The organism is Burkholderia sp. Bp8994 (assembly GCF_003853805.1).
Classification (GTDB): domain Bacteria; phylum Pseudomonadota; class Gammaproteobacteria; order Burkholderiales; family Burkholderiaceae; genus Burkholderia.
In genome coordinates, this window is sequence record NZ_QTQH01000005.1 from 228,578 (window position 1) to 250,456 (window position 21,879).

Below are 21,879 nucleotides of genomic sequence, written 5' to 3' on the forward strand. Positions count from 1 at the left end.
CGGGCCGTCACGACCCGCACGACGCGTGCCGCGACTGCGCGCGGCACGCGCCTCCCGGAACTCGCGAACATGACCCTGTTTCGCCTCGGCGCATCGTGCGCCATCCTCGGCCTGCTGGCCGCCTGCACGTCGCCGTCACTGGTCGGGCGCGGCACTTACTACGCCGACACGAGCTTGCACGCACGCGGCGCCGATTCGCGGATCCGCTTTCTCGTGATGCATTACACCGAAAGCGACGAAGCGAAATCGCTGCGCACGCTGACGGGCGATTCGGTCAGCGCGCACTACGTGGTGCCGCCGCAACCGCGCATCGAACGCAGGATGCCGGTGGTCTACCAGCTCGTGCCCGAATCGGAACGCGCATGGCAGGCGGGCATCAGCGAATGGCAGGGCACGACCGAGCTCAACGCAGCGTCGATCGGCATCGAGAACGTGAATCGCGGCCCGCTCGATCCGCAAAACCGCACGTGGCAGCCGTATCCGCCCGAACAGGTCGATGCGCTGATCCGTCTGTCGAAAGATGTCGTCGCGCGCTACCGGATTCCGCCGACGCGCGTGGTCGGGCACAGCGACATCGCGCCGCAACGCAAGATCGATCCGGGGCCGCTGTTCCCGTGGCATGCGCTCGCGCAAGCCGGTGTCGGCGCGGGGCCGGACGATGCGACCGTGGCCGCCCGGCTCGGCGGCCGCGATCCGCACGCGCTCGTCGACGTGCGCGAACTGCAGCTGAAGCTCGCGCGCTACGGCTACGACGTGCCGGCCGACGGCGTGCTCGACACCCGCACGCGACGCGTATTCGCGGCGTTCCAGATGCATTTCCGGCCGGTCGACTATGCGGGCAATCCGGACGCCGAAACCGATGCGATCGCACAGGCGCTGCTCGACAAGTATTTCTCCGCCACGCCGCCGGCGGGCGACGCATCCGCCACCGGCGCGCCGTGATCGCCGGCGTGCCCGGCGCTGATCGCAGCGCCGGCACCCCACCGAAAATGCCCGGGTCGTCTCCCGAGTCCGGTAAACTGGCGGTTTTCCGCAATCCCGCTGTATTCCCACCCCCATGACTCAAGACGAACTCAAACGCCTGGTCGGCCAGGCGGCCGCCGATTATGTGATCCAGAACGTGCCGGAAGGCGCCGTGATCGGCGTCGGCACCGGCTCGACCGCCAACTGCTTCATCGACGCGCTCGCGGCCGTCAAGTCGCGCTATCGCGGCGCCGTGTCGAGCTCCATCGCGACCACCGAACGCCTGAAATCGCACGGCATCAAGGTGTTCGACCTGAACGAGGTCGAATCGCTGCAGGTGTACGTCGACGGTGCCGACGAGATCGACGCAAGCGGTGCAATGATCAAGGGCGGCGGTGGCGCATTGACGCGCGAAAAGATCGTCGCGTCGGTGGCCGATACCTTCGTCTGCATCGCGGACGGCAGCAAGCGCGTGCCGGTGCTCGGCGCATTTCCGCTGCCGATCGAGGTCGTGCCGATGGCACGCACGGCGATCGGCCGGCGCGTGACCGCGCTGGGCGGCGTGCCGGTGCTGCGCGTGACGAAGGACGGCGCGCCGTACATCACCGACAACGGCAACGAGATCATCGACGTCAAGGGGCTGCAAATCACCGATCCGCGCGGTTTCGAGGCGCAGGTCAACGCATGGCCGGGCGTCGTGACGGTCGGCCTGTTCGCCGCGCGCGGCGCGAATCTGTGCCTGCTCGGCACGGCAAACGGCGTTGAAACGATCGTTTATCCCGATTAATCGAAACTGAATGAGAAGCAGTCCGTAATGGCATCCGGATGCCGTAATGGATTGCATGTTCAAAGTTCGTGGAAAGCCCGGCCCGGCAAGCGCAGCGCGCTTTCCGGGCTTTTTTTGAAGCCTTATAAATCAACCGCATCAAAAAGAGGGATAACCCTGTCAGGTGTTTACCAGATAGCGAAATATCCCCGAACTCATCAACTTATAGATCATAAGAACAGTCGTAACCAGGGCCGGCGGAACTGCGGAGCAGGTGTTCGCAAATCGACGCACGGGGAGGTGTCATGGAGCAGGGCAAAGACCGGTCACTGGTCGCCAAAGTGATGGATGGGCTTGTCGCAGGTATCGTCGAGGACAAGTACGGCGGCATTCTGCCGCCGCAGGATGTGCTGTCGAAAGAGTTCGACGTGAGTCGCACGGTGATGCGCGAAGCATTGTCGATGTTGCTCGCGCGCGACATGCTCGACGTGCGTCCGAAAGTCGGTACGCGCGTTCGGCCGATGCGCGACTGGCGCATGATCGATGAAGACGTGGTGAGCTGGCGGTTTCGTGCGAAGCCGGATCCGCAGTTCATGCGCGACGTCATCGAATTCCGGATGCTGATCGAACCGCGCGCGACCGCACAGGCGGCGGTCCGTGCGACGGCGGCCGACATCGCGGGCATCCGCGAGGCGTTCGAAGCGTTCAAGGTGTTGCAACCGGGCGACCCCGGTTATGACACGGCGGACGAGCTGCTGCACACGCGAATCGTCCAGGCGAGCGGCAACCAGTTTTTCCAGCAGATGGCGGCGATCGTGCGCGGCGCTGTGCGGCTCGTGAATCCGCGCGTCGCGCAGAAGGACGGTGCGCACGACATCGCGGTGAAGGCGCATGCGCGCGTCGTCGATGCGATCGAACGCCGCGATCCGCGCGAAGCCGAGGCGGCGTCGCTTGCCCTGATCGATTTCAGCGCCGACGAGATCTCGCGCGATTTCTCCGTCGACGTGCCCGTGCGCGCCTGAATCGGCGCGGGTCGCTTATCCCTGTGCCGGCGAGCCGTTTATCATGACGGCCGGCCGGCAGCGTGCCGGCCACCGTCATACGACCGACACGGAAGATCCGGATGAACGAATTCGACAACCGCCCGGTGCGCTTCGGCATCGTCGGCGCAGGCAGCATCGCACGCCGTTTCGCGCAAAGCCTCGCGCACGTGCCGGGTGCCACGCTCGCCGGCGTGTGGGCCCGCCGCGCCGATGCGGCAACCGCTTTCTGCGACAGCTGCGGCGGCAAGCCTGCCGCCAGCCTCGACGCGCTCCTCGCGAGCGACATCGACGCGATCTATATCGCGACCCTCCACGACAGTCACGCGCACTACGCGCAAGCGGCGCTCGCCGCCGGCAAGGCCGTGCTGTGCGAAAAACCCGCGACGCTGAACGCGACGCAGCTCGATGCCGTGCTGGATGCGGCACGCACGGCCGGCCGGCTCTTCATGGAAGCGATGAAGCCGCCGTTCTTTCCGTTGTATCGTCGGTTGCGCGCGCATCTGCATGACGATCCGATCGGCGAGATCAGGCTCGTGCGCGCGGGCTGCGCGTCGTCGTCGGTGCCGGACGATCATTCCGTCTATCGGCTCGACCGCGCCGGCGGCGCGCTGCTCGACATCGGGATCTACGAAGCGTTTCTCGCGGTCGACTGGCTCGGCGCGGCAGTCGACGTGCAGACGCTCGGCCGCATCGGCGCGACGGGTGTCGACGTGTTCGCGAGCCTGAACAGCCGTCACGCGAACGGCGGCATTGCGCAGCTCTTTTGCGGGCTCGACGTGATGGGACGCGGCGATGCGCTGATCGCTGCAGCAGGCGGGCACGTGACGATTCACGAAAAGTGGTGGAACCCCGCGCGGGCGACGATCCGCTATGCGGACGGGCGCACGGTCGAACTCGACGCGCCGGTCGACGGCGGCGGCCTGAACTACGAGACCGCGCATTTCTGCGACCTGCTGCGCGCGGGCGAACTCGAGAGCCCGATCATGACGCACGACCATTCGCGGCGCATGATCGCGATGACCGATGCCGCACGCGCGGCGCTCGGCGTGCGCTATTCGGGCGAGTAGGCGGGAAGGCGGGGGCCGGGCGCGCATCCGCGGCCCGGCGCGAGAGGCGACATGCTCAGTGCCGCGCGGGCAGCGACAGGCGCTTTTCGTACCAGCGCTGGACCCATTCGAGGATCTGGCACAGCACCCAGTAGATCGCGGCGGCGGCCAGGTACAGCGGCAACGGCTGGTAGGTCGCCGCGATCACTTCCTGCGCGCTGCGCAGCAGTTCGGTCACGGTGATGACGGACACGAGCGACGTGTCCTTGATCAGGCTGATCAGGCTGTTCGACAGGCTCGGCACCGCGATGCGCAGCGCCTGCGGGCCGATCACGTAGCGCAGCGTCTGCCCCCACGACAGCCCGAGGCTGTAGGCGGCCAGCCATTGGCCGCGCGCGATTCCGTTGATCGCACCGCGCATGCTTTCGGACATGTAAGCGGCGACATTCGCGGAGAGCGCGATCACGCCGGCCGGTGTCGGGTCGAGCGAGATGCCGAGGCTCGGCAGTCCGTAATAGATGACGAAGATCTGCACGAGCAGCGGCGTGCCGCGCATCAGGCTCACGTAGGCGCGTGCGAGCCCCGCGAGCGCGTTGACCCAGATGCGTTCGAAGCCGTCGAGCGGTTCGCTTTGCCGGATGCCCATCATCGCGAGCACGACGGCGCCGAGCAGGCCGAACACCATCGACAGCACGGCGAACTTGACGGTCAGTACGGCACCCTGGGCGAGCACCGGCAGCGATTGGACGAGCAGGGACGTTGTCGACATGGAATACGAATCGAATGCGTGCGCGAAAGCGCAATCATAAACCGGACCGATAAAACAAAGGGCGGCATCGCTTCGGATGCCGCCCTTTCCGGCCCGCCGTCAGGCGGGAAGCAGAGGCGTGCTTACTTGACCGGCTTCGTCACGTCGATGCCGAACCACTTGTCCGAGATCTTTGTGAACGTGCCGTCGGCCTCGAGTTGCGCCATCGCGTCGTCGATCGCCTTCTGGAACTTCGGGTTGCCCTTCTTGAACGGGATCCCCGACGGATTCGCCGAGCCGACGTTCGCGCCCGGGCGCAGCGGCAGTTGCGAGTTCTTCGTCAGGTACGCGAGCATCAGGCGGTCGTTGAGCGCTGCATCGAGACGGCCGGCCGCGAGGTCGCGCAGGTACTCGGGCGCGCCCGGGTAGGTCTTCACGTCGATGCCGGGCACCGACTTCGCCATGTCCATATAGTTCGTGCCGAGCGCGACGCCGAGCTTCTTGCCCTTCAGGTCGTCGAGCGACTTGAACTGGCGCGTGTCGTCCTTGCGCTGGATCAACTGGGCGGACGAATACGTGTACGCGGGCGAGAAGTCGAGCGTTTCCTTGCGCTTGTCGGTGATGCCGACCTGGTTGGCGATCACGTCGAACTTGCCGGCCTGCAGGCCCGCGATGATGCCGCTCCATTCGGTCGTGACGAACTCGGCCTTCACGCCGAGCTTCGCGGCGACGGCATTCGCGATGTCGACGTCGAAGCCGACGAGTTCGCCTTGCGGGTTCTTCGAGTTGAACGGCGGGAACGTGCCTTCGAGGCCGACGCGCAGCGTGCCGCGTTGTTTCACCTGGTCGAGGAGGTCGGCCGCCTGCGCGGCGGCGGCGAACGACGTGCCGATCAGGCCGGCGACCAGCAGCTTCTTCAGCAGCGAAATTTTCATCGTGTGAGCTTCCTTGCCCCAGCGGGGCGCTTGATTCTGACTGTGGGGTCGATCATAGCAAAAATACAATCGACCATTAAATATCGTTTGTTTATGGCTATATTACACGGCGCGGTCACGCGCGATCGCCTTCACGCACTCGGCGACGAGCGCGGGGCCGCGATAGATGAAGCCCGTGTACAGCTGGACGAGCGACGCGCCGGCCGCGAGCTTCGCGCGCGCGTCCTCGCCCGAGAAGATGCCGCCGACGCCGATGATCGGCACCGCGCTGCCGACTTCGGCATGCAGTTTGCGGATCACTTCGTTGGACGCATCGAACACCGGACGGCCCGACAGGCCGCCGGCTTCGTCGGCGTGCGGCAGGCCCTGCACGGCCGCACGCGACAGCGTCGTGTTGGTGGCGATGACCGCCTCGATCTTGTGGCGCAGCAGCGTGTCGGCGATTTCCTTGACCTGTTCGTCGTCGAGATCGGGCGCGATCTTCAGCGCGAGCGGCACGAGCTTGCCGTGCAGGTCGGCGAGGCGTTGCTGCTTGTCCTTCAGCGCCGCGAGCAGCGCGTCGAGTTCGCCCGCGCCCTGCAGCTGGCGCAGGTTCTTCGTGTTCGGCGACGAAATGTTGATCGTCACGTAGCTTGCGAACGGATACACGCGCTCGAGGCAGTAGAGATAGTCTTCCGCGGCGCGTTCGATCGGCGTGTCGGCGTTCTTGCCGATGTTCAGGCCGAGGATGCCGCGATAGCGGGCCGCCTGGACGTTCTTCACGAACTGATCGACGCCGTGGTTGTTGAAGCCCATCCGGTTGATCAGCGCTTCCGCCTGCGGCAGGCGGAACATCCGCGGGCGCGGATTGCCCGGCTGCGGGCGCGGCGTGACCGTGCCGACCTCGATGAAGCCGAAGCCGAGCGCCGCGAGGCCGTCGATGGCCGCGCCGTCCTTGTCGAGGCCGGCGGCGAGGCCGACCGGGTTGCGGAACGTGAGTCCCATCACGGTGCGCGGCGCATCGGGCACGCGGGCCGACAGCGCGCAGGCGAGGCCCGTGCGGCCGGCCGCGCCGAGCGCGCGCAGCGTGAGGTGGTGAGCGTCTTCCGCATCCATCTTGAACAGGGATGCGCGGGCCAGCGGATAGAGGGAACTGAACACGGGAATTGGGCGGACGGCCGGAATGAATGACAACCCGCTATTTTACCGGGAGTTGCGCGGCAAGGGCGGGCTTCGCTTCGCATGCGCGGCCGGTGGCACCGCTTGTGCCGCGCGGCAACGCGTGCAAGGGCCGCAGGGTGCCCGTTGCAGGCGCGCCGCCGCGCCGCGGGATGGCCCGTCAGCCCGACCCGGAATGTCCGCCCGGCAGCGGTGCGCGGGCAAGTGCCGCGTCGACCGGCGGCAGGTCGACACGATCCGGATCGAGTATTTTCCAGCGGCCGTCGAGCAACCCTTCGAGCGGATGGAAATTGGCTTTGTAGGCCATCTTCGGGCTCTCGCGGATCCAGTAGCCGAGATACACGTACGGCAGGCCGAGGCTCTTCGCCTGCTCGATCTGCCACAGGATGTTGTACGTGCCGTAGCTCGTATGCTGCTCGTCCGGCTCGAAGAACGTATAGACCGACGACAGTCCGTCGCCGAGGATGTCGATCATGCTGACCATGCGCAGCTTGCCGGGCTCGCCGCCCGGCGCGTCGAGGTCGCGGAATTCGACGAGGCGCGAATTGATCCGGCTCTGCAGCAGGAACTGCTCGTACTGGTCGCGGCTGTCGCGATCCATGCCGCCGCCCGCGTGGCGCGCCGACTGGTAGCGCATGTAGAGCGCGTAGTGCTCCTCGTCGTAGTGCAGCGGCGAGACCGTCGCGACGAGCGCGCGGTGCCGCTTCCACATCCGGCGCTGGGTGCGCGACGGCGTGAACGCGCCGACCGGCACGCGCACCGGCACGCAGGCACGGCAGCCGTCGCAGTACGGGCGATAGGTGAACACGCCCGAGCGCCGGAAGCCGGCCTTCACGAGCTCGGTATAGATGTCGGAATTGATCAGGTGGCTCGGCGTCGCGACTTGCGAGCGCGCGACGCGGCCGTCCAGATAGCTGCACGGATAGGGCGCCGTTGCATAGAATTGCAGCGCCGAAAGCGGTGAAAGCGGCAGCTCAGTCGGGTGAGTCATGGGCAGCTCTCGATGCAGGGAGGGAGTGCCGCGCTAGCGCTCGATCCCGGAGGGGGCGGCCGGTTCGGCAGGGCTCGTCAGCATGGCGAGCACACGCTTGTCGAACTGCCACGGAATCGGCGGTTCGGCTACCGCGCGGCGCACGTGAGCGACAAAGGCCTTGCGTGCGATCTCGCGGCCACCGAGCGACGCTAGATGCGACGTATTCTGCTGGCAGTCTATCATCTCCAGCCCCTGCTCGCGAAGGTGGGCGACGAGTGTCGCCAGCGCGATCTTCGACGCATCGGTGACATCCGCATACATCGATTCGCCGAAAAACATCCGCCCGAACGCGACGCCGTAGAGGCCGCCCACGCGTCGCCCGTCGTGCCACGCCTCGATGCTGTGCGCGTTGCCGGAACGGTAGAGCGACGAATACGCGTCGATGATCTCGGCCGTGATCCAGGTACCGCGCTGCCCGCGGCGCGGCGCTTGCGCGCACGCGCGCATCACGCCCGGAAAGTCATGGTCGACGCGCACTTCCCACGCGGAGTCGCGCAGCACGCGCTTGAGCGTCTTGCGCAGCGACGGGGACACCTTGAATTCGGCCGGCGCGAGGATCATCCGCGGGTCGGGGCTCCACCACAGCACGGGCTGGCCGTCCGAATACCACGGGAAGATGCCGCGCAGGTAGGCCTCGATCAGGCGGGACGGCAGCAGGTCGGCGCTCGCGGCGAGCAGCCCCGGCGCGCCGGTCGCGGAGCCGAGCGCGCGTTCGACGGGCGGGAATGGATCGTCCGGGCCGAGCCAGGGGACCATGGGGCGCGGGCTCAGCCGTTGCGCAGCGAGCGGAAGATATCGCCGGTATGGACGCCGTAGTCGCCGGCGGCGCGATCGGCGAAGAAGAAACGCAGCGTCTGGCTGACGGTCGGGAACGCGATCTCGTCCCACGGAATGTCGGCTTCGTCGAACAGCTTGACTTCGAGGCTTTCCTCGCCGGCCTCGTAAGCCGGATCGACGAGCCGCGCCAGATAGAACAGATGGACCTGGTGCACGTGCGGCACGTTGAGCAGCGTGAACAGGTTCTGAACCTCGACGCGTGCGCCGGCTTCCTCGAGCGTTTCGCGCGCGGCGGCCTCGGCCGTCGTCTCGCCCATTTCCATGAAGCCTGCCGGCAGCGTCCAGAAACCGTAGCGCGGTTCGATCGCACGGCGGCACAGCAGCACCTGATCGCCCCAGACCGGCACCGTGCCGACCACGTTGCGCGGATTCTGGTAATGGATCGTGCCGCAGTGATCGCAAATGAAGCGCTCGCGGTTGTCGCCCGGAGGAATGCGCGCGATGACTTCGTGACCGCAGACGGAGCAGAATTTCATGTCGAGTGGAAGGGACGAGGTGATGCGAGTGTATCACCGGGGCGGGGCATTCTCGAACGCGAGCGCATGTGCGCGGCGTGCGGCGCGAAGCGCAACGTGCGAGGCGCGCAATCGCGCGCCGGAAAACAAAAAGCCCGGCGTGGAGCCGGGCTTTTTGCATGAATCGGGACGTTGGTTGCGGGGGTAGGATTTGAACCTACGACCTTCGGGTTATGAGCCCGACGAGCTGCCAGACTGCTCCACCCCGCGTCCGTCGAAGAAATGAATTATATGGGCTAACCCGAATGCTTGCAAGCACTTTCTGACAATCGCGTTTCAGTCGCCGGCGGGACGCCGGCAGGGCCGGTACGGCAGGCGCGTGCGCTAGAATCGAGCGGTTTGCTTGTGTCGTTCACGCCTGCAGCGGAGAGTCGCGCGCGATCGCGTCGGTGCCGTTGCAACACTCACTACAGCATCGACGGATTCATGGACATCGCTCACGATCTGCAATCGATCGGCGCGCAGGAACAGGCGCTCGTGTTTCCCCATTTCGACCCGGCTCGTGCCTGGGCGCTCGGCAACCGGATGCATGCGCTCGCGACGTCGCGCGGCCATGCGATCGCGATCGACATAGTCACGTTCGGCCAGCCGCTGTTCTATGCGGCGCTCGCCGGCGCGACGCCCGACAACGCCGACTGGGTACGCCGCAAGCGCAACGTCGTCGCGCACTTCCGCCGCAGTTCGTATGCGGTCGGCCTGCGCATGCAGCAGGCCGGCGCCACGCTCGCCGACAAGCACGGGCTGCCGATCTCCGACTATTCGCCGCACGGCGGCGCGTTTCCGCTGACCGTCGCGGGGGCCGGCGTGATCGGCTCGATCACCGCATCGGGGCTGCCGCAGCGCGCGGATCACGAGTTCGTCGTCGAAGCCCTGTGCGCCGAGCTCGGGCAGGACTATGCCGTGCTGGCACTTGCAAGGAGCTGAGCGATGCAGATTCCGGGTTACGCATGGCTCGCGATCGCGATCGTCGCGGAAGTGGTCGGCACGTCCGCGCTGCGCGCGGCGGACGGCTTCACGCGCTTCTGGCCGTCGGCGCTCGTCGTGGCCGGTTACGGCATCGCGTTCTACTGTCTGTCGCTCACGCTGCGCACGATGCCCGTCGGCATCATCTATGCGGTGTGGTCGGGGGCCGGCATCGTGCTGATCACGCTCGTCGCGATGCTGCTCTATCGCCAGGTGCCGGACCTGCCGGCCGTGATCGGCCTCGGGCTGATCGTCTCGGGCGTCGTGGTGCTGAACCTGTTCTCGAAGATGCAGGCGCACTGAGCGTGCGCCCGCGATACGCCGGATGGCTCACATGACCGATTCCACTGCCGCTTCCGCCGAAGCCGCCCAGCCCGACGTGCGCGCGTATGTCGCGAACCGCATCGGCTATCTCGAACTGAACCGGCCGAAGGCGCTGAATGCGCTGTCGGTGGGGATGATCCGACTGATGCAGCAGGCGCTCGATGCATGGCGCGACGACGCGGAGGTGACGGCCGTCGTCGTGCACAGCCCGCATCCGCGCGCGTTCTGCGCGGGCGGCGACGTGCGCTTCTTCCACGCTGCGTGGCAGCGCGGCGATCGCGATGCGGTCGACACGTTCTTCATCGAGGAATACACGCTCAACCATACGATGTTCACCTATCCGAAACCGTACATCGCGTTGATGCACGGCGTCGTGATGGGCGGCGGCATGGGCATTTCGCAGGCGGCGCGACATACGGGCGGCCTGCGTGTGGTCACCGATTCGACGAAGATGGCGATGCCCGAAACGCGCATCGGGCTGTTCCCGGACGTCGGGATGAGCTGGTTCCTCGCGCGCACGCCGGGCGCGCTCGGCCGCTATCTCGCGGTGACCGGCGCGACGCTCGACGCGGCCGGCGCACTGTATGCGCAGCTCGCCGACGTATACCTGCCTGACGCCGCGCTGCCGGCGCTGCTCGATACGCTGCACGGCGCGCGGATCGACAGCGGCGCGCAGGCCGTCGCGTGCGTGGCCGACGCAGCTGCCGCGCACAAGGTCGTGCCGACGCCCGACACGTCGGCGCTGGCCGACGCGCGCGCCGGGATCGACCGGCATTTCGCGCAGCCCGATATCGGCGCGATCCTGGCGTCGCTCGACGCCGAGCAGGATTGCGCGGCCATCGACGGATGGGTCGAGAAGGCGACCCACGCGATGCGCAGCCAGTTGTCGCCGCTGTCGATGGCCGTGTCGCTCGAAGTCGTCGAGCGCGCGCGCGGCGCGACGATGGCCGATTGCCTGCGGCGCGATCTCGACCTCACGCGTTCGACGTTCGCGCACGGCGACGTGATCGAAGGCGTGCGCGCGCTGATCGTCGACAAGGATCAACAGCCGGTCTGGCGTTTCAAGTCGACGGCCGATATCGACCGGGCCGACGTGCTCGCGATGTTCGACAGCCCGTGGACGCCTGACACGCATCCGCTGCGCAACCTGAAGGACTGACGCGCGCGGTATCGAAGCGAAAAGCAAAAAGGCCGCTTGCATGTGCAGGCGGCCTTTCCGTTTGCGGATGCCGATCCGGCTCGGCGACAGGGCCGGGGCCTCGCCGCAAGCCGTGCGTTATTCGTCGCCGGCGTCGTCCGACATGAACGCGCGCATGAACACCAGCGCACCGAAACCCCACACCGCGTTTGCCGCGAAACCGGCGGCGAGCACCGGCATCATGTTGCCCGACGGCCAGATCCCGCGCAGCGGATCGATCGCGAACACGCGGGCGGCCGTCAGCACGATGCCGCCGAACACCAGCGCGCCGATCCACGGCGCTTCGCGCTCCGGCGACACGCGCAGCAGCCACGCCATCGGGATCGCGCAGCACGCGCTGATCAGCGCGTTCGCGACAAATTCAGGAATGCCGAGCGGCGCGAAAGGTTGCGTGGAGAATCCGGCTGCGGCGATCAGGTCGGCCGTATGCAGGAGCGCGAGCGTCGCTTCGCGAAAGAAGAGGGCGGCCAGGAAGCCGGACAGGAACGGCAGGATGACTTTCTGCATCGGTGAGCGTATTGCAGGCGCGGCCGGCCGGGGCCGTCCGCGCGAAGTTGTTCGGATAGGTGCGTCATTATAGGGCCCGGCCGATGCGATATTCGCTGGAGCGTCGCGCTAATCACGAAAGCGGAAAACCTAAGCTCAAAAAAATCGTTCCAAAGCCCTGCACCGATCCATAGACTGATTTCCCAGAAACAGCCGTGCAATCGCGTACTCGTCCGCGGCACGGCCTGACCGGCGAGCCATCCCGATTCGAATGCACACCATGCATGCGTCGCTGATTCGCGACGCGAGCAGGGCTTCGTTTTATCCAGATTCCGGCAAGGACAGTCAAGCAGGAGCAGCAGATGAATGTTTTCTGGTTTATTCCCACGCACGGCGACAGCCGTTATCTCGGCACCGCCGAAGGCGCGCGCGCCGCGGATTACGATTATTTCAAGCAGATCGCCGTCGCGGCCGACACGCTCGGCTACGAAGGCGTGCTGCTGCCGACCGGCCGTTCCTGCGAGGATGCGTGGGTCGTTGCGTCGAGCCTGATTCCGGCGACGCAGCGTCTGAAGTTCCTGGTCGCCGTGCGTCCCGGCATCGCATCGCCCGGTTTCGCGGCGCGGATGGCCGCGACGTTCGACCGCCTGTCGGGCGGCCGCCTGCTGATCAACGTCGTGACGGGCGGCGACGCCGCCGAACTCGAAGGCGACGGGCTGTTCGCGGATCACGATACGCGCTACGAGATCACCGACGACTTCCTGAACATCTGGCGCGGACTGCTGTCCGCCTCGCACGATAACGGCGGCTTCGACTACATCGGCAAGCACCTTCAGTCGAAGGGCGGCAAGGCGCTGTATCCGCCCGTGCAGCGCCCGCATCCGCCGCTGTGGTTCGGCGGATCGTCGCCGGCCGCGCACGCGATCGCCGCGGATCACATCGACACCTACCTGACCTGGGGCGAGCCGCCCGAGGCCGTCGCGAAGAAGATCGCAGACATCCGCGCCCGCGCCGAGGCGCGTGGCCGCAAGATCAAGTTCGGCATCCGCCTGCACGTGATCGTGCGCGAGACCGAGGACGAGGCGTGGCGCGATGCCGACCGCCTGATCAGCCGTCTCGACGACGAGACGATCGCCCGCGCGCAGCAGGCATTCGCGAACATGGATTCGGAAGGCCAGCGCCGGATGGCCGCGCTGCACGGTGGCAAGCGCGGCGGCCGCGAGGCGCTCGAGGTGTATCCGAACCTGTGGGCCGGTGTCGGTCTCGTGCGCGGCGGCGCGGGTACCGCGCTCGTCGGCAACCCCGAGCAGGTCGCGGAACGCATGCGCGAATACGCGGATCTCGGCATCGAGACGTTCATCCTGTCCGGCTATCCGCACCTCGAGGAGTCGTACCGCTTCGCCGAGCTCGTGTTCCCGCTGATCAAGGGCAAGGGCGCGGCGCGTCCGTCCGGCCCGCTGTCAGGGCCGTTCGGCGAGATCGTCGGCAACAACTATCTGCCGAAGGCGAGCCAGAGCTGAACGAAGGAGGCCTGCAATGACAACGAAAACGTCGACGACGGGCGCCGCCGTGGCCGCCCGCGCCTGGCGCGGCATCGCGCCGTGGCTCGTGCCGCTCGCGCTGCTGGCCGTATGGGAGGTCGGCGCGCGCGTCGGCTGGCTGTCGACCCGCGTGCTGCCTGAGCCGCTGGCGGTCGTGCGTGCCGCGTGGTCGCTCGTGACGTCGGGCGAGATGTGGGCGAACGTGAAGGTCAGTACCTGGCGCGCGCTGTTCGGCTTCGCGATCGGCGGCGGCGTGGGTCTCGCGCTCGGGCTCGCAACCGGCCTGTCGAAAGCGGCGGAGGTCGCGCTCGATTCGACGATCCAGATGATCCGCAACATCCCCGCGCTCGCGATGATTCCGCTCGTGATCCTGTGGTTCGGCATCGACGAGAAGGCGAAGCTGTTCCTTGTTTCGCTTGGCGTGTTCTTCCCGGTTTACATCAACACGTATCACGGGATCCGCTCGGTCGACGCGAACCTGATCGAGATGGCGAAGAGCTATGGCGTGCGCGGCTTCGCGCTGTATCGCGACGTGATCCTGCCCGGCGCATTGCCGTCGATTCTCGTCGGCGTGCGCTTCGCGCTCGGGCTGATGTGGGTGATGCTGATCGTCGCGGAAACGATCTCCGCGCAATCGGGCATCGGCTACATGACGATGAACGCGCGCGAATTCCTGCAAACCGATGTGGTGGTGGTCGGCATCCTGCTGTATGCGGTGCTCGGCAAGCTGGCCGATGTGCTGGCGAAATGGATCGAGCGCGTGACGCTGCGCTGGCACCCCGCTTATCAATCAGGAGCAAAGGCATGAATGCGACGACTTCGGCGGCCGCCTACGGCCCGCTCGCCGGCGCAGACCTCGAGGCCGAACTGGTACAGGCGCGCGTGACGGACGACGACGCACGCGATGCGGCGATCGTCGATCGGGACGGCGGTGCATCCGTCGTTCCGCTCGCGCGGCGGCGCGCGGGCAGCCCGGCAGCCGACGACGCGGTGACGCTGTCGGGCGTCAGCAAGCGCTTCGGCACGCGCACCGTGCTCGACAACGTCGAACTCGGCATCGCGCGCGGCAGCTTCGTCGCGATCGTCGGCCGCAGCGGCTGCGGAAAATCCACGCTGCTGCGTCTCGTCGCGGGGCTCGAGGCGCCGAGCAGCGGTGCGCTCGTGACGCGCGGCGAGGGTGGCGGCACGCTCGACACCCGGATCATGTACCAGGATGCGCGACTGCTGCCGTGGAAGACCGTGCTGCAGAACGTGATGCTGGGCCTGGGCCGCGGGGCACGCGATCAGGCGCGCGCGGTGCTCGACGAAGTCGGGCTGCTCGAGCGCGCGAATGACTGGCCCGCCCAGCTGTCGGGCGGCCAGCGGCAGCGCGTCGCGCTCGCCCGCGCGCTCGTGCACCGGCCACAATTGCTGCTGCTCGACGAGCCGCTCGGTGCGCTCGACGCGCTGACCCGCATCGAGATGCATGCGCTGATCGAGCGCTTGTGGCGCGAGCATCGGTTCACCGCGCTGCTCGTCACGCACGACGTGCAGGAAGCCGTCGCGCTCGGCGACCGGATCCTGTTGATCGAGCAAGGGCGTGTCGCCCTCGATCAGTCCGTTCCGCTCGACCGGCCGCGTGCGCGCGCGTCGGCCGCATTCGCGGCGCTGGAAGACCGTGTGCTGCAACGCGTACTCGCCGGCGGGCCGGGCGGGGGCGAGCAGGGTGCGGTGCCTGAGGTGGAGCACGTACGACCGGTCGGGCAGATTCGCTGGGCCGTTTAAATCCGGGCGGCACCGGCCGCCCGTTCTCAGACTTTTTTCTTCGGAGCGATCAACCCGATGAGCATCACTGCAATTAACGTGCGTAACCAGTTCAAAGGCAAGGTGAAGGAGATCATTCGCGGGCCCGTGGTGTCCGAGGTCGACGTCGAGACGCCGTTCGGCATCGTCACGTCGGTGATCACGACGCGCTCGGTCGACGAACTCGAACTGAAGGTCGGCGCGGAAGTCGTCGCGCTCGTGAAATCCACCGAGGTGTCGATCGCGCGCCTTTGAGCGCGTTTCCGGTGCAGGGCGCCGCGGGCGGGCCGTCTGGCCGTCCGCGGCGCCCCTGTTTCATGGTCGAGCGTTTGCCTCGGTATTCGGCGTCAGGACGAAGTGCTAGGATGGAACGACACCGACGCCGGAGGCCAACGCATGACCCCCATCCTTTCTCCCGAAGCCATCGTGGCGCTGAAGTGGATCGACCAGTTCGGCGACAGCCGGCCGGTCCCTGCCGCGTTCGACGACGTCGTCTATGCGTTGCTGAACGAAGGGCTGATCTACCAGGCGGCGGCCGACCGTGTCGACCTGACCGCCGATGGCAAATCCGTTTTGTCCAACGAATACGATTGAGCACACGGCGCCGGCCGCCGCGGCGGCCTGGCGCCGTGTCGCCACGGAGCGAGCGATGGAACCGAGAGGCAGCGATCTCGGCGATTTCAGCGAGCCGTACCGCGGCTACGAGATCGAGGTGAAGACCGAGCAGGTGTGGGACGGCGAGCATGCGCACTACCGCGTGCTGCAGGGTTCGGCCGTGCGGATCGACTGGCGGCTCGTGAAAGTCGACGGGATGCTGCTGACCGAACGGCGCGTGATCGAGCGCGTGCTCGACGAGGCGCGGCGGGCCGTCGACGTCGAACTGGGCGATGGCGGGCCGGTCTAGTCAGGCTGCCGGGCCGGCTTGGTCGCGTTGCGGTAAAATGTCGGGTTGTTTCCCGCGCCGCTTGCTGCCCCGAATTCCATGTCCGTACCGTCCTCGCTTCCTCCCCGCCGCGTTTCCGTGGCCCCGATGCTCGACTGGACCGACCGTCATTGCCGGTCGTTCCATCGCACGCTGACGCGCGACACGTGGCTGTATACGGAAATGATCACGACGGGCGCGCTGCTGTTCGGCGACGCCCAGCGGCATCTCGCGTTCACGCCGAACGAATCGCCGGTCGCGCTGCAACTGGGCGGCAGCGAACGGGACGATCTCGCGCGCGCCGCGAAACTCGGCGAGCAGTGGGGCTACGACGAGATCAACCTGAATTGCGGCTGCCCGTCCGAGCGCGTGCAGCGCGGTGCGTTCGGCGCGTGCCTGATGAACGAGCCGCAACTCGTTGCCGACTGCGTGAAGGCGATGCGCGATGCGGTGTCGGTGCCGGTCACGGTCAAGCACCGGATCGGTGTCGACGCGGTCGAGGATTATGCGTTCGTGCGGGACTTCGTCGGCACGGTGGCGGAGGCCGGCTGCGAAACGTTCGTGGTGCACGCGCGCAATGCGATCCTGAAGGGGCTCTCGCCGAAGGAGAACCGCGAGATCCCGCCGCTCAAGTACGACTATGCGTATCAGCTGAAGCGCGATTTCCCGTCGCTGGAGATCGTGATCAACGGCGGGATCAAGACGCTCGACGAAGTCGCGCAGCATCTCGAGCACGTGGACGGCGTGATGCTCGGCCGCGAGGCTTATCACAACCCGTATGTGCTCGCGGGTGTCGATGCGCGCTTCTACGGGTCGACTGCGGCGGTGCCGACGCGCGAAGAGGCCGAGGCGAAACTGATCGAATACTGCGCGGCGGAACTGAAGCGCGGCACGTATCTCGGCGCGATCGTGCGGCATGCTCTCGGGCTCTATCGTGGCGTCGCGGGTGCGCGCGGCTGGCGTCGTGTGCTGTCCGACAACAAGAAGCTCGCGCGCGGCGATCTGGCCGTGTTCGACGAGGCGCGCACGCATCTGAACGATGCCGAAGAAATTTTTGAAAAAAATGCTTTGCAAGACGGAAAAGTCTTCGTATAATCTTGTTCTTCGCTGCTGAACACGAAACGAAACAGCGAAGAAACAAAGCAGTATCAGTGGTGGCTGTAGCTCAGTTGGTAGAGTCCAGGATTGTGATTCCTGTTGTCGTGGGTTCGAGTCCCATCAGCCACCCCAAAATTCTCAAACAAAACAGGCGCTTCGGCGCCTGTTTTGTTTTGTGCGGAAAATTCGATGCGATTGCATCGATTCGAGCCGCGCCATTTCCAGAGCGTTCTGCTCGCCATTCATCCATTTCGCGTCAGCCGACGAAAGCCGTTTCGATATTGAGACTGCGCGCCGAGTCACGTCACTCGCGCGTGGCTCGATTCATCGAGCGGCCGCTGCTCATGAGCCCCGCGAAGCGAAGCGGCGACCGGCTTCGCTCATCGTCTCGCAGATTGGCGGATTAAACCAATGACTTGGCACGAGCCGCCAATGCTTAATAGTCTTACATTCATGTAATGTATCGATTCCTCGTGCCCTTAGCTTTGCAGGGCCGTTCGGTCCCGACGCCCCGGAAGGCGTCGGGACATTTTTTTGGGCGGCGCTGCTGTCGAGGAATTGGAGAAAGCGGCAGGCGTCACGGTGCATTAAGCGATGACCACGGCATGACGCGCACTGCCGCACGCGACTCCCTGTGCAACCCGCCGTTGAAACATCGCGATTGCTACACTTTCCCTGCCTCCATCGCACAACGAGAGCGACCCTCGCATGCCGGAAAACCGCACCATCACGCTGCGCAACGCGACACCACACGACGCGGAACACATCGCTCGCTTGCACACGCTGAGCTGGCAGAACGCCTATAGCCATATCCTGCCGGCGGCCTATCTCGCCGATGAGGTGCCGACGGAGCACGCGACGCGGTGGCGAAACTATTTCGACCGCGCCGAAGCGGAGTGGGGCCTCGTGCTGATCGCCGAGTCCGACGGGGCGCCGGTCGGTTTCGTCAGCGCCGAAAGGCCGGTCGATCCGGCGCGCGGCGTCCTGCTCGATTGCCTTCATGTGCATCCCGCGCATCACGGAAGCGGTACCGGCAAGCGCATGATCGAAGCCGTTCGCGCATGGGCCCGCCATATCGGCGAGGACAAGGTTCATCTTTCGGTACTCGACGGCAACGTCCGCGCGATCGGCTTCTACGAGCACAACGGCTGGCGGTTGGCGGGCGTCGAAACCAGCTTCATCGGCCGCACGGAGGTCGCCGACCGGATCTACGTGATCGATGCCGGCACCGAACGCCAAGGCGGCACGCTGCACGACCGATGCCGCTGAAGATGAGGCGGCGCGTCCGTTACTCGCCGCAATACCGCACGAGCAAATCCGCCTCGGTTTCATGCACTTCGACAGGCAGGCTCGTTGCCCCTGCAAACGCCAGATAGCGCGCGCGATGCTGACCGTTCCGGAACGACGCGATGCCGACTTTCGACAGGCCCGGAAGGCCAAGCAGCGTCCGCGTTCTCGTCTCGCGAAACGTGATGAAGGGCATGTCGGGAATCCGGGCTTCGGCCGGATCGAGGAAATCGCGGATGCCGGCGGCCTTGCCGGGCGCCCAGTATTGAACCGACGGCAGCACATAGTCGGTCGTGTCGCGATCGGCGCACGCGAGCAGCTTCGCCAGGTCGACCGTCACGACGCGATGCCGCGAGTCGTCGGACGCGAATACCCGTTTGAGATGTGTATAGGCATAGGCGGGGTGTCCCGGAAGCTGGATGATCCAGACATCGACGCCGTCATGTTGTGCCCGAGCGACTGTCATTGTTTCCTTGGGTGGGGCAAGCGTTTTTTGTGGCGGGAGTGTAACAGCGCGGCTGCGGCTGCGGCCGCGGCCGCGGAGCACGCGGATACCCGGAATCGAGCCGGCGCAATCATGCGCGAAAGAATGCGGCACGGAATCGATCACGCAACGGGTATCGGTTACTGGACGGGTGCGGCCATGCATTTTCAGTCGCGGTCGACAGCTTGCGAGAATATCGCGATACTGCCTGTCTGCATGACGCGCGGTCCGGAATTCACACAAGATTCACGCGGCGCGTGAAACCGGACTGGCGCGGCACATCGATAAGAACCGAGAGAGCGGAGTGGCCGCAGAAAATCATGTCGCCTGAACTTGAGATCGAATATCTCGATTACCGCTTCACAGCGACGCTCGAAACCCGGGAAACGGGGCGGGTCGCCGTGACCGAATGGCAACTGGATTCCGTTTCCCGAAGCAAGACGCTCGCGTGGGTCGTGTTCGACCGTTTTCTGAAGCGCAACGACTTCGCCGACGAGGACGACGCGCGCGCCAGTATCGTCGACTGGCTGGAGCAACTGGTCAGCCCGCGAGGCGCGCCGCTCGTCAAAATCCCAGCCGCGAAGGCGGTCGCAGCAGGTGCTGCCGCTGGTACCGCCAGTGCGGTCGCCAGCGATTCTTCAGTCGAAGAAACCATCAGCGACGTCGTCGTCGAAATCGCCAGCGATCTCGACTGGATCGACATGATTGCGGAATGGTTCACGGACGGCCCGGCGTAGCGTCGGGTTCGCGCCGCTCCATCCAGAAATCCAGAAAAAGTGGGTTAGGTCGTGAAACGTCGTTTCACGAAAATCCGGAAAGAAAAGCGCGGATTCACGGAAAGCGGCATCACGCTGCTTTGACGATGCATGCGCGATACCGGAGACTGGCGCGATTTAAAAATCGCCGATATAAATCAAAAAAATCCGGACTCGAAACATGAAAAGAAGAACGCTGCTGATCGCCGGCACGATCGTCGCTGCCACCGGTCTGGCAGGATGTACCGCGATGCTGTTCGAAAACGGCCGATACGAAGAGACGGTCGATCGATTCCTCGTCAGCGAGGACGGCAAGAAATTCGTCGTGCTGGGCAACCAGTATCACTACATCTTCGACATGCCCGCGCATCTCGGCGCCGTGCTGGCCTCGTCCTACCGGAAGTCGATCGAGGCGGCGCTCCATGGATTCGTCGCACAGGGCAGCAAGATCTCGGGCGAATACCGGCTCGTGCTTTCACGCGCCGGCATGATGGACGACGATTGGGCGCGTGCGCAGGCGGACGGCTTTACGACGTCCCGTCAAGGCGAGCTGAGCATGGAAGGCGCGCTGAACGGTTCGCGCTATCGGGCCGACGGGTTTGAGCAGGGCAAGACGTGGTCGTCGTTTTCCCATACCTACACGATCGAGGTCGACGATCGCCTGACGAAGGGCGACAAGGCCGTTCGCGTGCTCGCGACGCCGGTCACGCTGGCGGCCGACGGCGTGATGATGATCGGGGCCGTCGTGTTGTTCCCGGTGATCGTCGCGGTCGCCGCGCCACTCGCCGGCGTCGCGCGCTGACCGCGACGTGCCGCATGCGGTGCCGGCGCGTGCGGGCTTTCCGGTTGAAAGGGTGAGTTGCCGCACAGACGGTCGCACGGGCCACGATGACAATCTGGCCGGTTGACCGTTCTACCCCGGCCCGGTCAACCGTTACCCCGCTCGCTCGCGCAGGAGCGGGGGCTTTTTGGCCGCACGACGCATGCAAGCCGCGTCGGCGGAACCGGACAGGCGTTCGGCAGACGACGTTTCGCGTCCCGGCATCCGTTCGCCTGATCCGCATGAATCGCATTCCTCGTGCGTGAGCGATCGCTTGGGGCCGATCGCCGGTTGCGGCCGGCAATGCCTGGATCCCGGCGGTACGCGGTCGCGCCGCCGGGATGCTTTTGATCCCGAACCCTCCACGGTCCGATCGCGCGTCACGCGCGTGTCAGCGCAATCAGCCTGCCTGCTCGACGCTGGTTTCCCAGCCGTCGTATTCGCCGCCGAGCGAGTGCACCTCGCGATTGATCTCGAGTGTATGGTGCGTGATGTCGGCCAGCACCGTCGTACCTTCGTGCGCGAACCGCACGGCCGATTTGCCGTCCTCGGTGGGCGCGACCGATTCGACCAGATAGCCTTTCGACTCGGCCCAGTCGGCGAACTGGTGCGCGTCGCTGGGGTCCGGGAAGTAGGCCCAGTGCATCACGCGCCGGCTCACGTCGCTCACGTCGCCTTTCTGCCGCAGCGCCTCGAGCACGCGCATGTCGCGCATCAGTTGCCAGTCGTCGTCGGTCGGGTAGAGCGTGCGCCAGTACGTTTCCTTGTCCGGATCGTCCTGATAGGCGTACTGAAGTGCGTAGGTCGTCTGTTCGGCCAGCGAGTCGACGATCTCGCCCGCGGCGGCTTCGTCGAACGGCACGTAGAACAGGAAATCCTGGTTGCCGTCGACCGTGATGCGGCCGACCTGCACGCCGTTTTTCGCGGTCACCGCGGCGTCCAGCAGATCCTCGATCTTCGTGAGATCGGCGAATTCGTCACCGCTCGGCAGGCCGTCGGGCGTCGGATGCGCAAGGGTGACGCGCACGCTGAGCAGCGACGTGCGCGGGTCGCTTTCGGCGATTTCCGCGAAGCCGTGATTGAAGCTGATGAAGGCCTGATGGTCGCCCATTCTGGCAGGGAAGGTTCCCCAGGCGTCGGTCATGTGTTTCTCCCGTGCACGATTGTCTGTTGAC

At 65.9% G+C, this 21,879-nt stretch carries 26 protein-coding genes and 2 tRNA genes; 18 read left to right on the top strand and 10 right to left on the bottom strand.

The annotated features are described in order from the left end of the window. Positions 1 to 69: 69 nt before the first annotated feature. The 4 genes from DIE04_RS07235 (at position 70) to DIE04_RS07250 (ending at position 3,839) form a co-directional block, all read left to right on the top strand. On the top strand, positions 70 to 942 hold the full coding sequence (locus DIE04_RS07235; protein WP_124572971.1) for an N-acetylmuramoyl-L-alanine amidase: 873 nt from the start codon (positions 70 to 72) through the stop codon (positions 940 to 942). A gap of 115 nt (positions 943 to 1,057) precedes the next feature. After that, the gene (gene rpiA / locus DIE04_RS07240) at positions 1,058 to 1,750 is read left to right on the top strand and encodes a ribose-5-phosphate isomerase RpiA (protein WP_044845079.1); all 693 of its coding nucleotides are present in this window, start codon (positions 1,058 to 1,060) and stop codon (positions 1,748 to 1,750) included. A 284-nt stretch (positions 1,751 to 2,034) separates the two neighbouring features. After that, positions 2,035 to 2,751, top strand: coding sequence for a FadR/GntR family transcriptional regulator (locus DIE04_RS07245; protein ID WP_044845078.1), 717 nt, complete (start codon positions 2,035 to 2,037; stop codon positions 2,749 to 2,751). Between the two features lie 101 nt (positions 2,752 to 2,852). Then, positions 2,853 to 3,839, top strand: coding sequence for a Gfo/Idh/MocA family protein (locus tag DIE04_RS07250; protein WP_124485693.1), 987 nt, complete (start codon positions 2,853 to 2,855; stop codon positions 3,837 to 3,839). Positions 3,840 to 3,894: 55 nt separating this feature from the next. Here DIE04_RS07250 and DIE04_RS07255 read toward each other — a convergent pair whose 3' ends face one another. The 7 genes from DIE04_RS07255 to DIE04_RS07285 form a co-directional block, all read right to left on the bottom strand. Beyond that, entirely contained in the window at positions 3,895 to 4,587 is a 693-nt protein-coding gene (locus DIE04_RS07255) for an amino acid ABC transporter permease (protein WP_044845076.1), read from the bottom strand. 122 nt (positions 4,588 to 4,709) lie between these two features. After that, positions 4,710 to 5,501, bottom strand: coding sequence for a cystine ABC transporter substrate-binding protein (locus tag DIE04_RS07260; protein WP_124485692.1), 792 nt, complete (start codon positions 5,499 to 5,501; stop codon positions 4,710 to 4,712). 102 nt (positions 5,502 to 5,603) lie between these two features. Then, positions 5,604 to 6,641 (bottom strand): quinone-dependent dihydroorotate dehydrogenase, encoded by a 1,038-nt coding sequence (locus DIE04_RS07265; RefSeq protein WP_124485691.1) that lies wholly within the window; start codon positions 6,639 to 6,641, stop codon positions 5,604 to 5,606. 178 nt (positions 6,642 to 6,819) lie between these two features. Beyond that, positions 6,820 to 7,650 (bottom strand): arginyltransferase, encoded by an 831-nt coding sequence (locus DIE04_RS07270; RefSeq protein WP_124522241.1) that lies wholly within the window; start codon positions 7,648 to 7,650, stop codon positions 6,820 to 6,822. A 33-nt stretch (positions 7,651 to 7,683) separates the two neighbouring features. Next, positions 7,684 to 8,448 carry a leucyl/phenylalanyl-tRNA--protein transferase gene (aat, locus tag DIE04_RS07275; protein WP_124485690.1) on the bottom strand — a complete coding sequence of 255 codons (765 nt, stop codon included), beginning with the start codon at positions 8,446 to 8,448 and terminating at the stop codon, positions 7,684 to 7,686. Between the two features lie 11 nt (positions 8,449 to 8,459). Then, positions 8,460 to 9,005 (bottom strand): NUDIX hydrolase, encoded by a 546-nt coding sequence (locus DIE04_RS07280; protein WP_040144100.1) that lies wholly within the window; start codon positions 9,003 to 9,005, stop codon positions 8,460 to 8,462. Positions 9,006 to 9,177: 172 nt separating this feature from the next. After that, positions 9,178 to 9,254: transfer RNA gene (locus DIE04_RS07285), tRNA-Met, on the bottom strand. Positions 9,255 to 9,470: 216 nt separating this feature from the next. Here DIE04_RS07285 and DIE04_RS07290 point away from each other — a divergent pair. Genes DIE04_RS07290 through DIE04_RS07300 form a run of 3 tightly spaced genes read left to right on the top strand, consistent with a single transcriptional unit; the run spans position 9,471 to position 11,490 of the window. Further along, entirely contained in the window at positions 9,471 to 9,968 is a 498-nt protein-coding gene (locus tag DIE04_RS07290) for a heme-degrading domain-containing protein (RefSeq protein WP_124522239.1), read from the top strand. A gap of 3 nt (positions 9,969 to 9,971) precedes the next feature. Continuing rightward, entirely contained in the window at positions 9,972 to 10,310 is a 339-nt protein-coding gene (locus DIE04_RS07295) for a multidrug efflux SMR transporter (RefSeq protein ID WP_044845070.1), read from the top strand. Positions 10,311 to 10,341: 31 nt separating this feature from the next. Continuing rightward, a complete protein-coding gene (locus DIE04_RS07300) occupies positions 10,342 to 11,490 on the top strand; it encodes an enoyl-CoA hydratase/isomerase family protein (RefSeq protein ID WP_124522237.1) in 1,149 nt (382 codons plus the stop codon). 117 nt (positions 11,491 to 11,607) lie between these two features. Here the strand turns inward: DIE04_RS07300 and DIE04_RS07305 are convergent, their stop codons facing one another. Beyond that, positions 11,608 to 12,036 carry a hypothetical protein gene (locus tag DIE04_RS07305; RefSeq protein WP_044845068.1) on the bottom strand — a complete coding sequence of 143 codons (429 nt, stop codon included), beginning with the start codon at positions 12,034 to 12,036 and terminating at the stop codon, positions 11,608 to 11,610. 341 nt (positions 12,037 to 12,377) lie between these two features. Here DIE04_RS07305 and ssuD point away from each other — a divergent pair, with 341 nt between their 5' ends. The 9 genes from ssuD to DIE04_RS07350 all read left to right on the top strand — a co-directional run bounded on the left by ssuD (position 12,378) and on the right by DIE04_RS07350 (position 18,627). Then, complete coding sequence (gene ssuD, locus DIE04_RS07310; protein ID WP_124522235.1) at positions 12,378 to 13,535, top strand: FMNH2-dependent alkanesulfonate monooxygenase; 1,158 nt, start codon at positions 12,378 to 12,380, stop codon at positions 13,533 to 13,535. A gap of 16 nt (positions 13,536 to 13,551) precedes the next feature. After that, positions 13,552 to 14,364: an aliphatic sulfonate ABC transporter permease SsuC gene (gene ssuC / locus DIE04_RS07315; protein ID WP_124522233.1), complete on the top strand. Its 813-nt coding sequence runs from the start codon at positions 13,552 to 13,554 to the stop codon at positions 14,362 to 14,364. Further along, positions 14,361 to 15,320: an ATP-binding cassette domain-containing protein gene (locus DIE04_RS07320; protein ID WP_124522225.1), complete on the top strand. Its 960-nt coding sequence runs from the start codon at positions 14,361 to 14,363 to the stop codon at positions 15,318 to 15,320. Before ssuC ends, DIE04_RS07320 begins: the two co-directional genes overlap by 4 nt. Before the next feature lie 57 nt (positions 15,321 to 15,377). Beyond that, on the top strand, positions 15,378 to 15,593 hold the full coding sequence (locus DIE04_RS07325) for a molybdopterin-binding protein (protein WP_006400187.1): 216 nt from the start codon (positions 15,378 to 15,380) through the stop codon (positions 15,591 to 15,593). A 141-nt stretch (positions 15,594 to 15,734) separates the two neighbouring features. Continuing rightward, a complete protein-coding gene (locus DIE04_RS07330) occupies positions 15,735 to 15,932 on the top strand; it encodes a hypothetical protein (protein WP_044845064.1) in 198 nt (65 codons plus the stop codon). A 55-nt stretch (positions 15,933 to 15,987) separates the two neighbouring features. After that, positions 15,988 to 16,242, top strand: a complete 255-nt coding sequence (locus DIE04_RS07335; protein WP_124485687.1) for a hypothetical protein — start codon at positions 15,988 to 15,990, stop codon at positions 16,240 to 16,242. Positions 16,243 to 16,368: 126 nt separating this feature from the next. Then, the gene (dusA, locus tag DIE04_RS07340; protein WP_044845062.1) at positions 16,369 to 17,355 is read left to right on the top strand and encodes a tRNA dihydrouridine(20/20a) synthase DusA; all 987 of its coding nucleotides are present in this window, start codon (positions 16,369 to 16,371) and stop codon (positions 17,353 to 17,355) included. Positions 17,356 to 17,414: 59 nt separating this feature from the next. Then, positions 17,415 to 17,490, top strand: a tRNA-His gene (locus tag DIE04_RS07345). A 576-nt stretch (positions 17,491 to 18,066) separates the two neighbouring features. Next, entirely contained in the window at positions 18,067 to 18,627 is a 561-nt protein-coding gene (locus DIE04_RS07350) for a GNAT family N-acetyltransferase (protein ID WP_124485553.1), read from the top strand. 19 nt (positions 18,628 to 18,646) lie between these two features. Here the strand turns inward: DIE04_RS07350 and DIE04_RS07355 are convergent, their stop codons facing one another. Then, a complete protein-coding gene (locus tag DIE04_RS07355) occupies positions 18,647 to 19,111 on the bottom strand; it encodes a plasmid fertility inhibition factor family protein (RefSeq protein WP_044845051.1) in 465 nt (154 codons plus the stop codon). 338 nt (positions 19,112 to 19,449) lie between these two features. Between DIE04_RS07355 and DIE04_RS07360 the strand changes: the two genes are divergently transcribed. Beyond that, positions 19,450 to 19,866, top strand: a complete 417-nt coding sequence (locus DIE04_RS07360) for a hypothetical protein (protein WP_124522223.1) — start codon at positions 19,450 to 19,452, stop codon at positions 19,864 to 19,866. Between the two features lie 199 nt (positions 19,867 to 20,065). Next, positions 20,066 to 20,686, top strand: coding sequence for a hypothetical protein (locus DIE04_RS07365; RefSeq protein ID WP_185500320.1), 621 nt, complete (start codon positions 20,066 to 20,068; stop codon positions 20,684 to 20,686). A gap of 418 nt (positions 20,687 to 21,104) precedes the next feature. Here the strand turns inward: DIE04_RS07365 and DIE04_RS07370 are convergent, their stop codons facing one another. After that, a complete protein-coding gene (locus DIE04_RS07370; RefSeq protein WP_044845048.1) occupies positions 21,105 to 21,848 on the bottom strand; it encodes a DUF695 domain-containing protein in 744 nt (247 codons plus the stop codon). Positions 21,849 to 21,879: the final 31 nt, after the last annotated feature.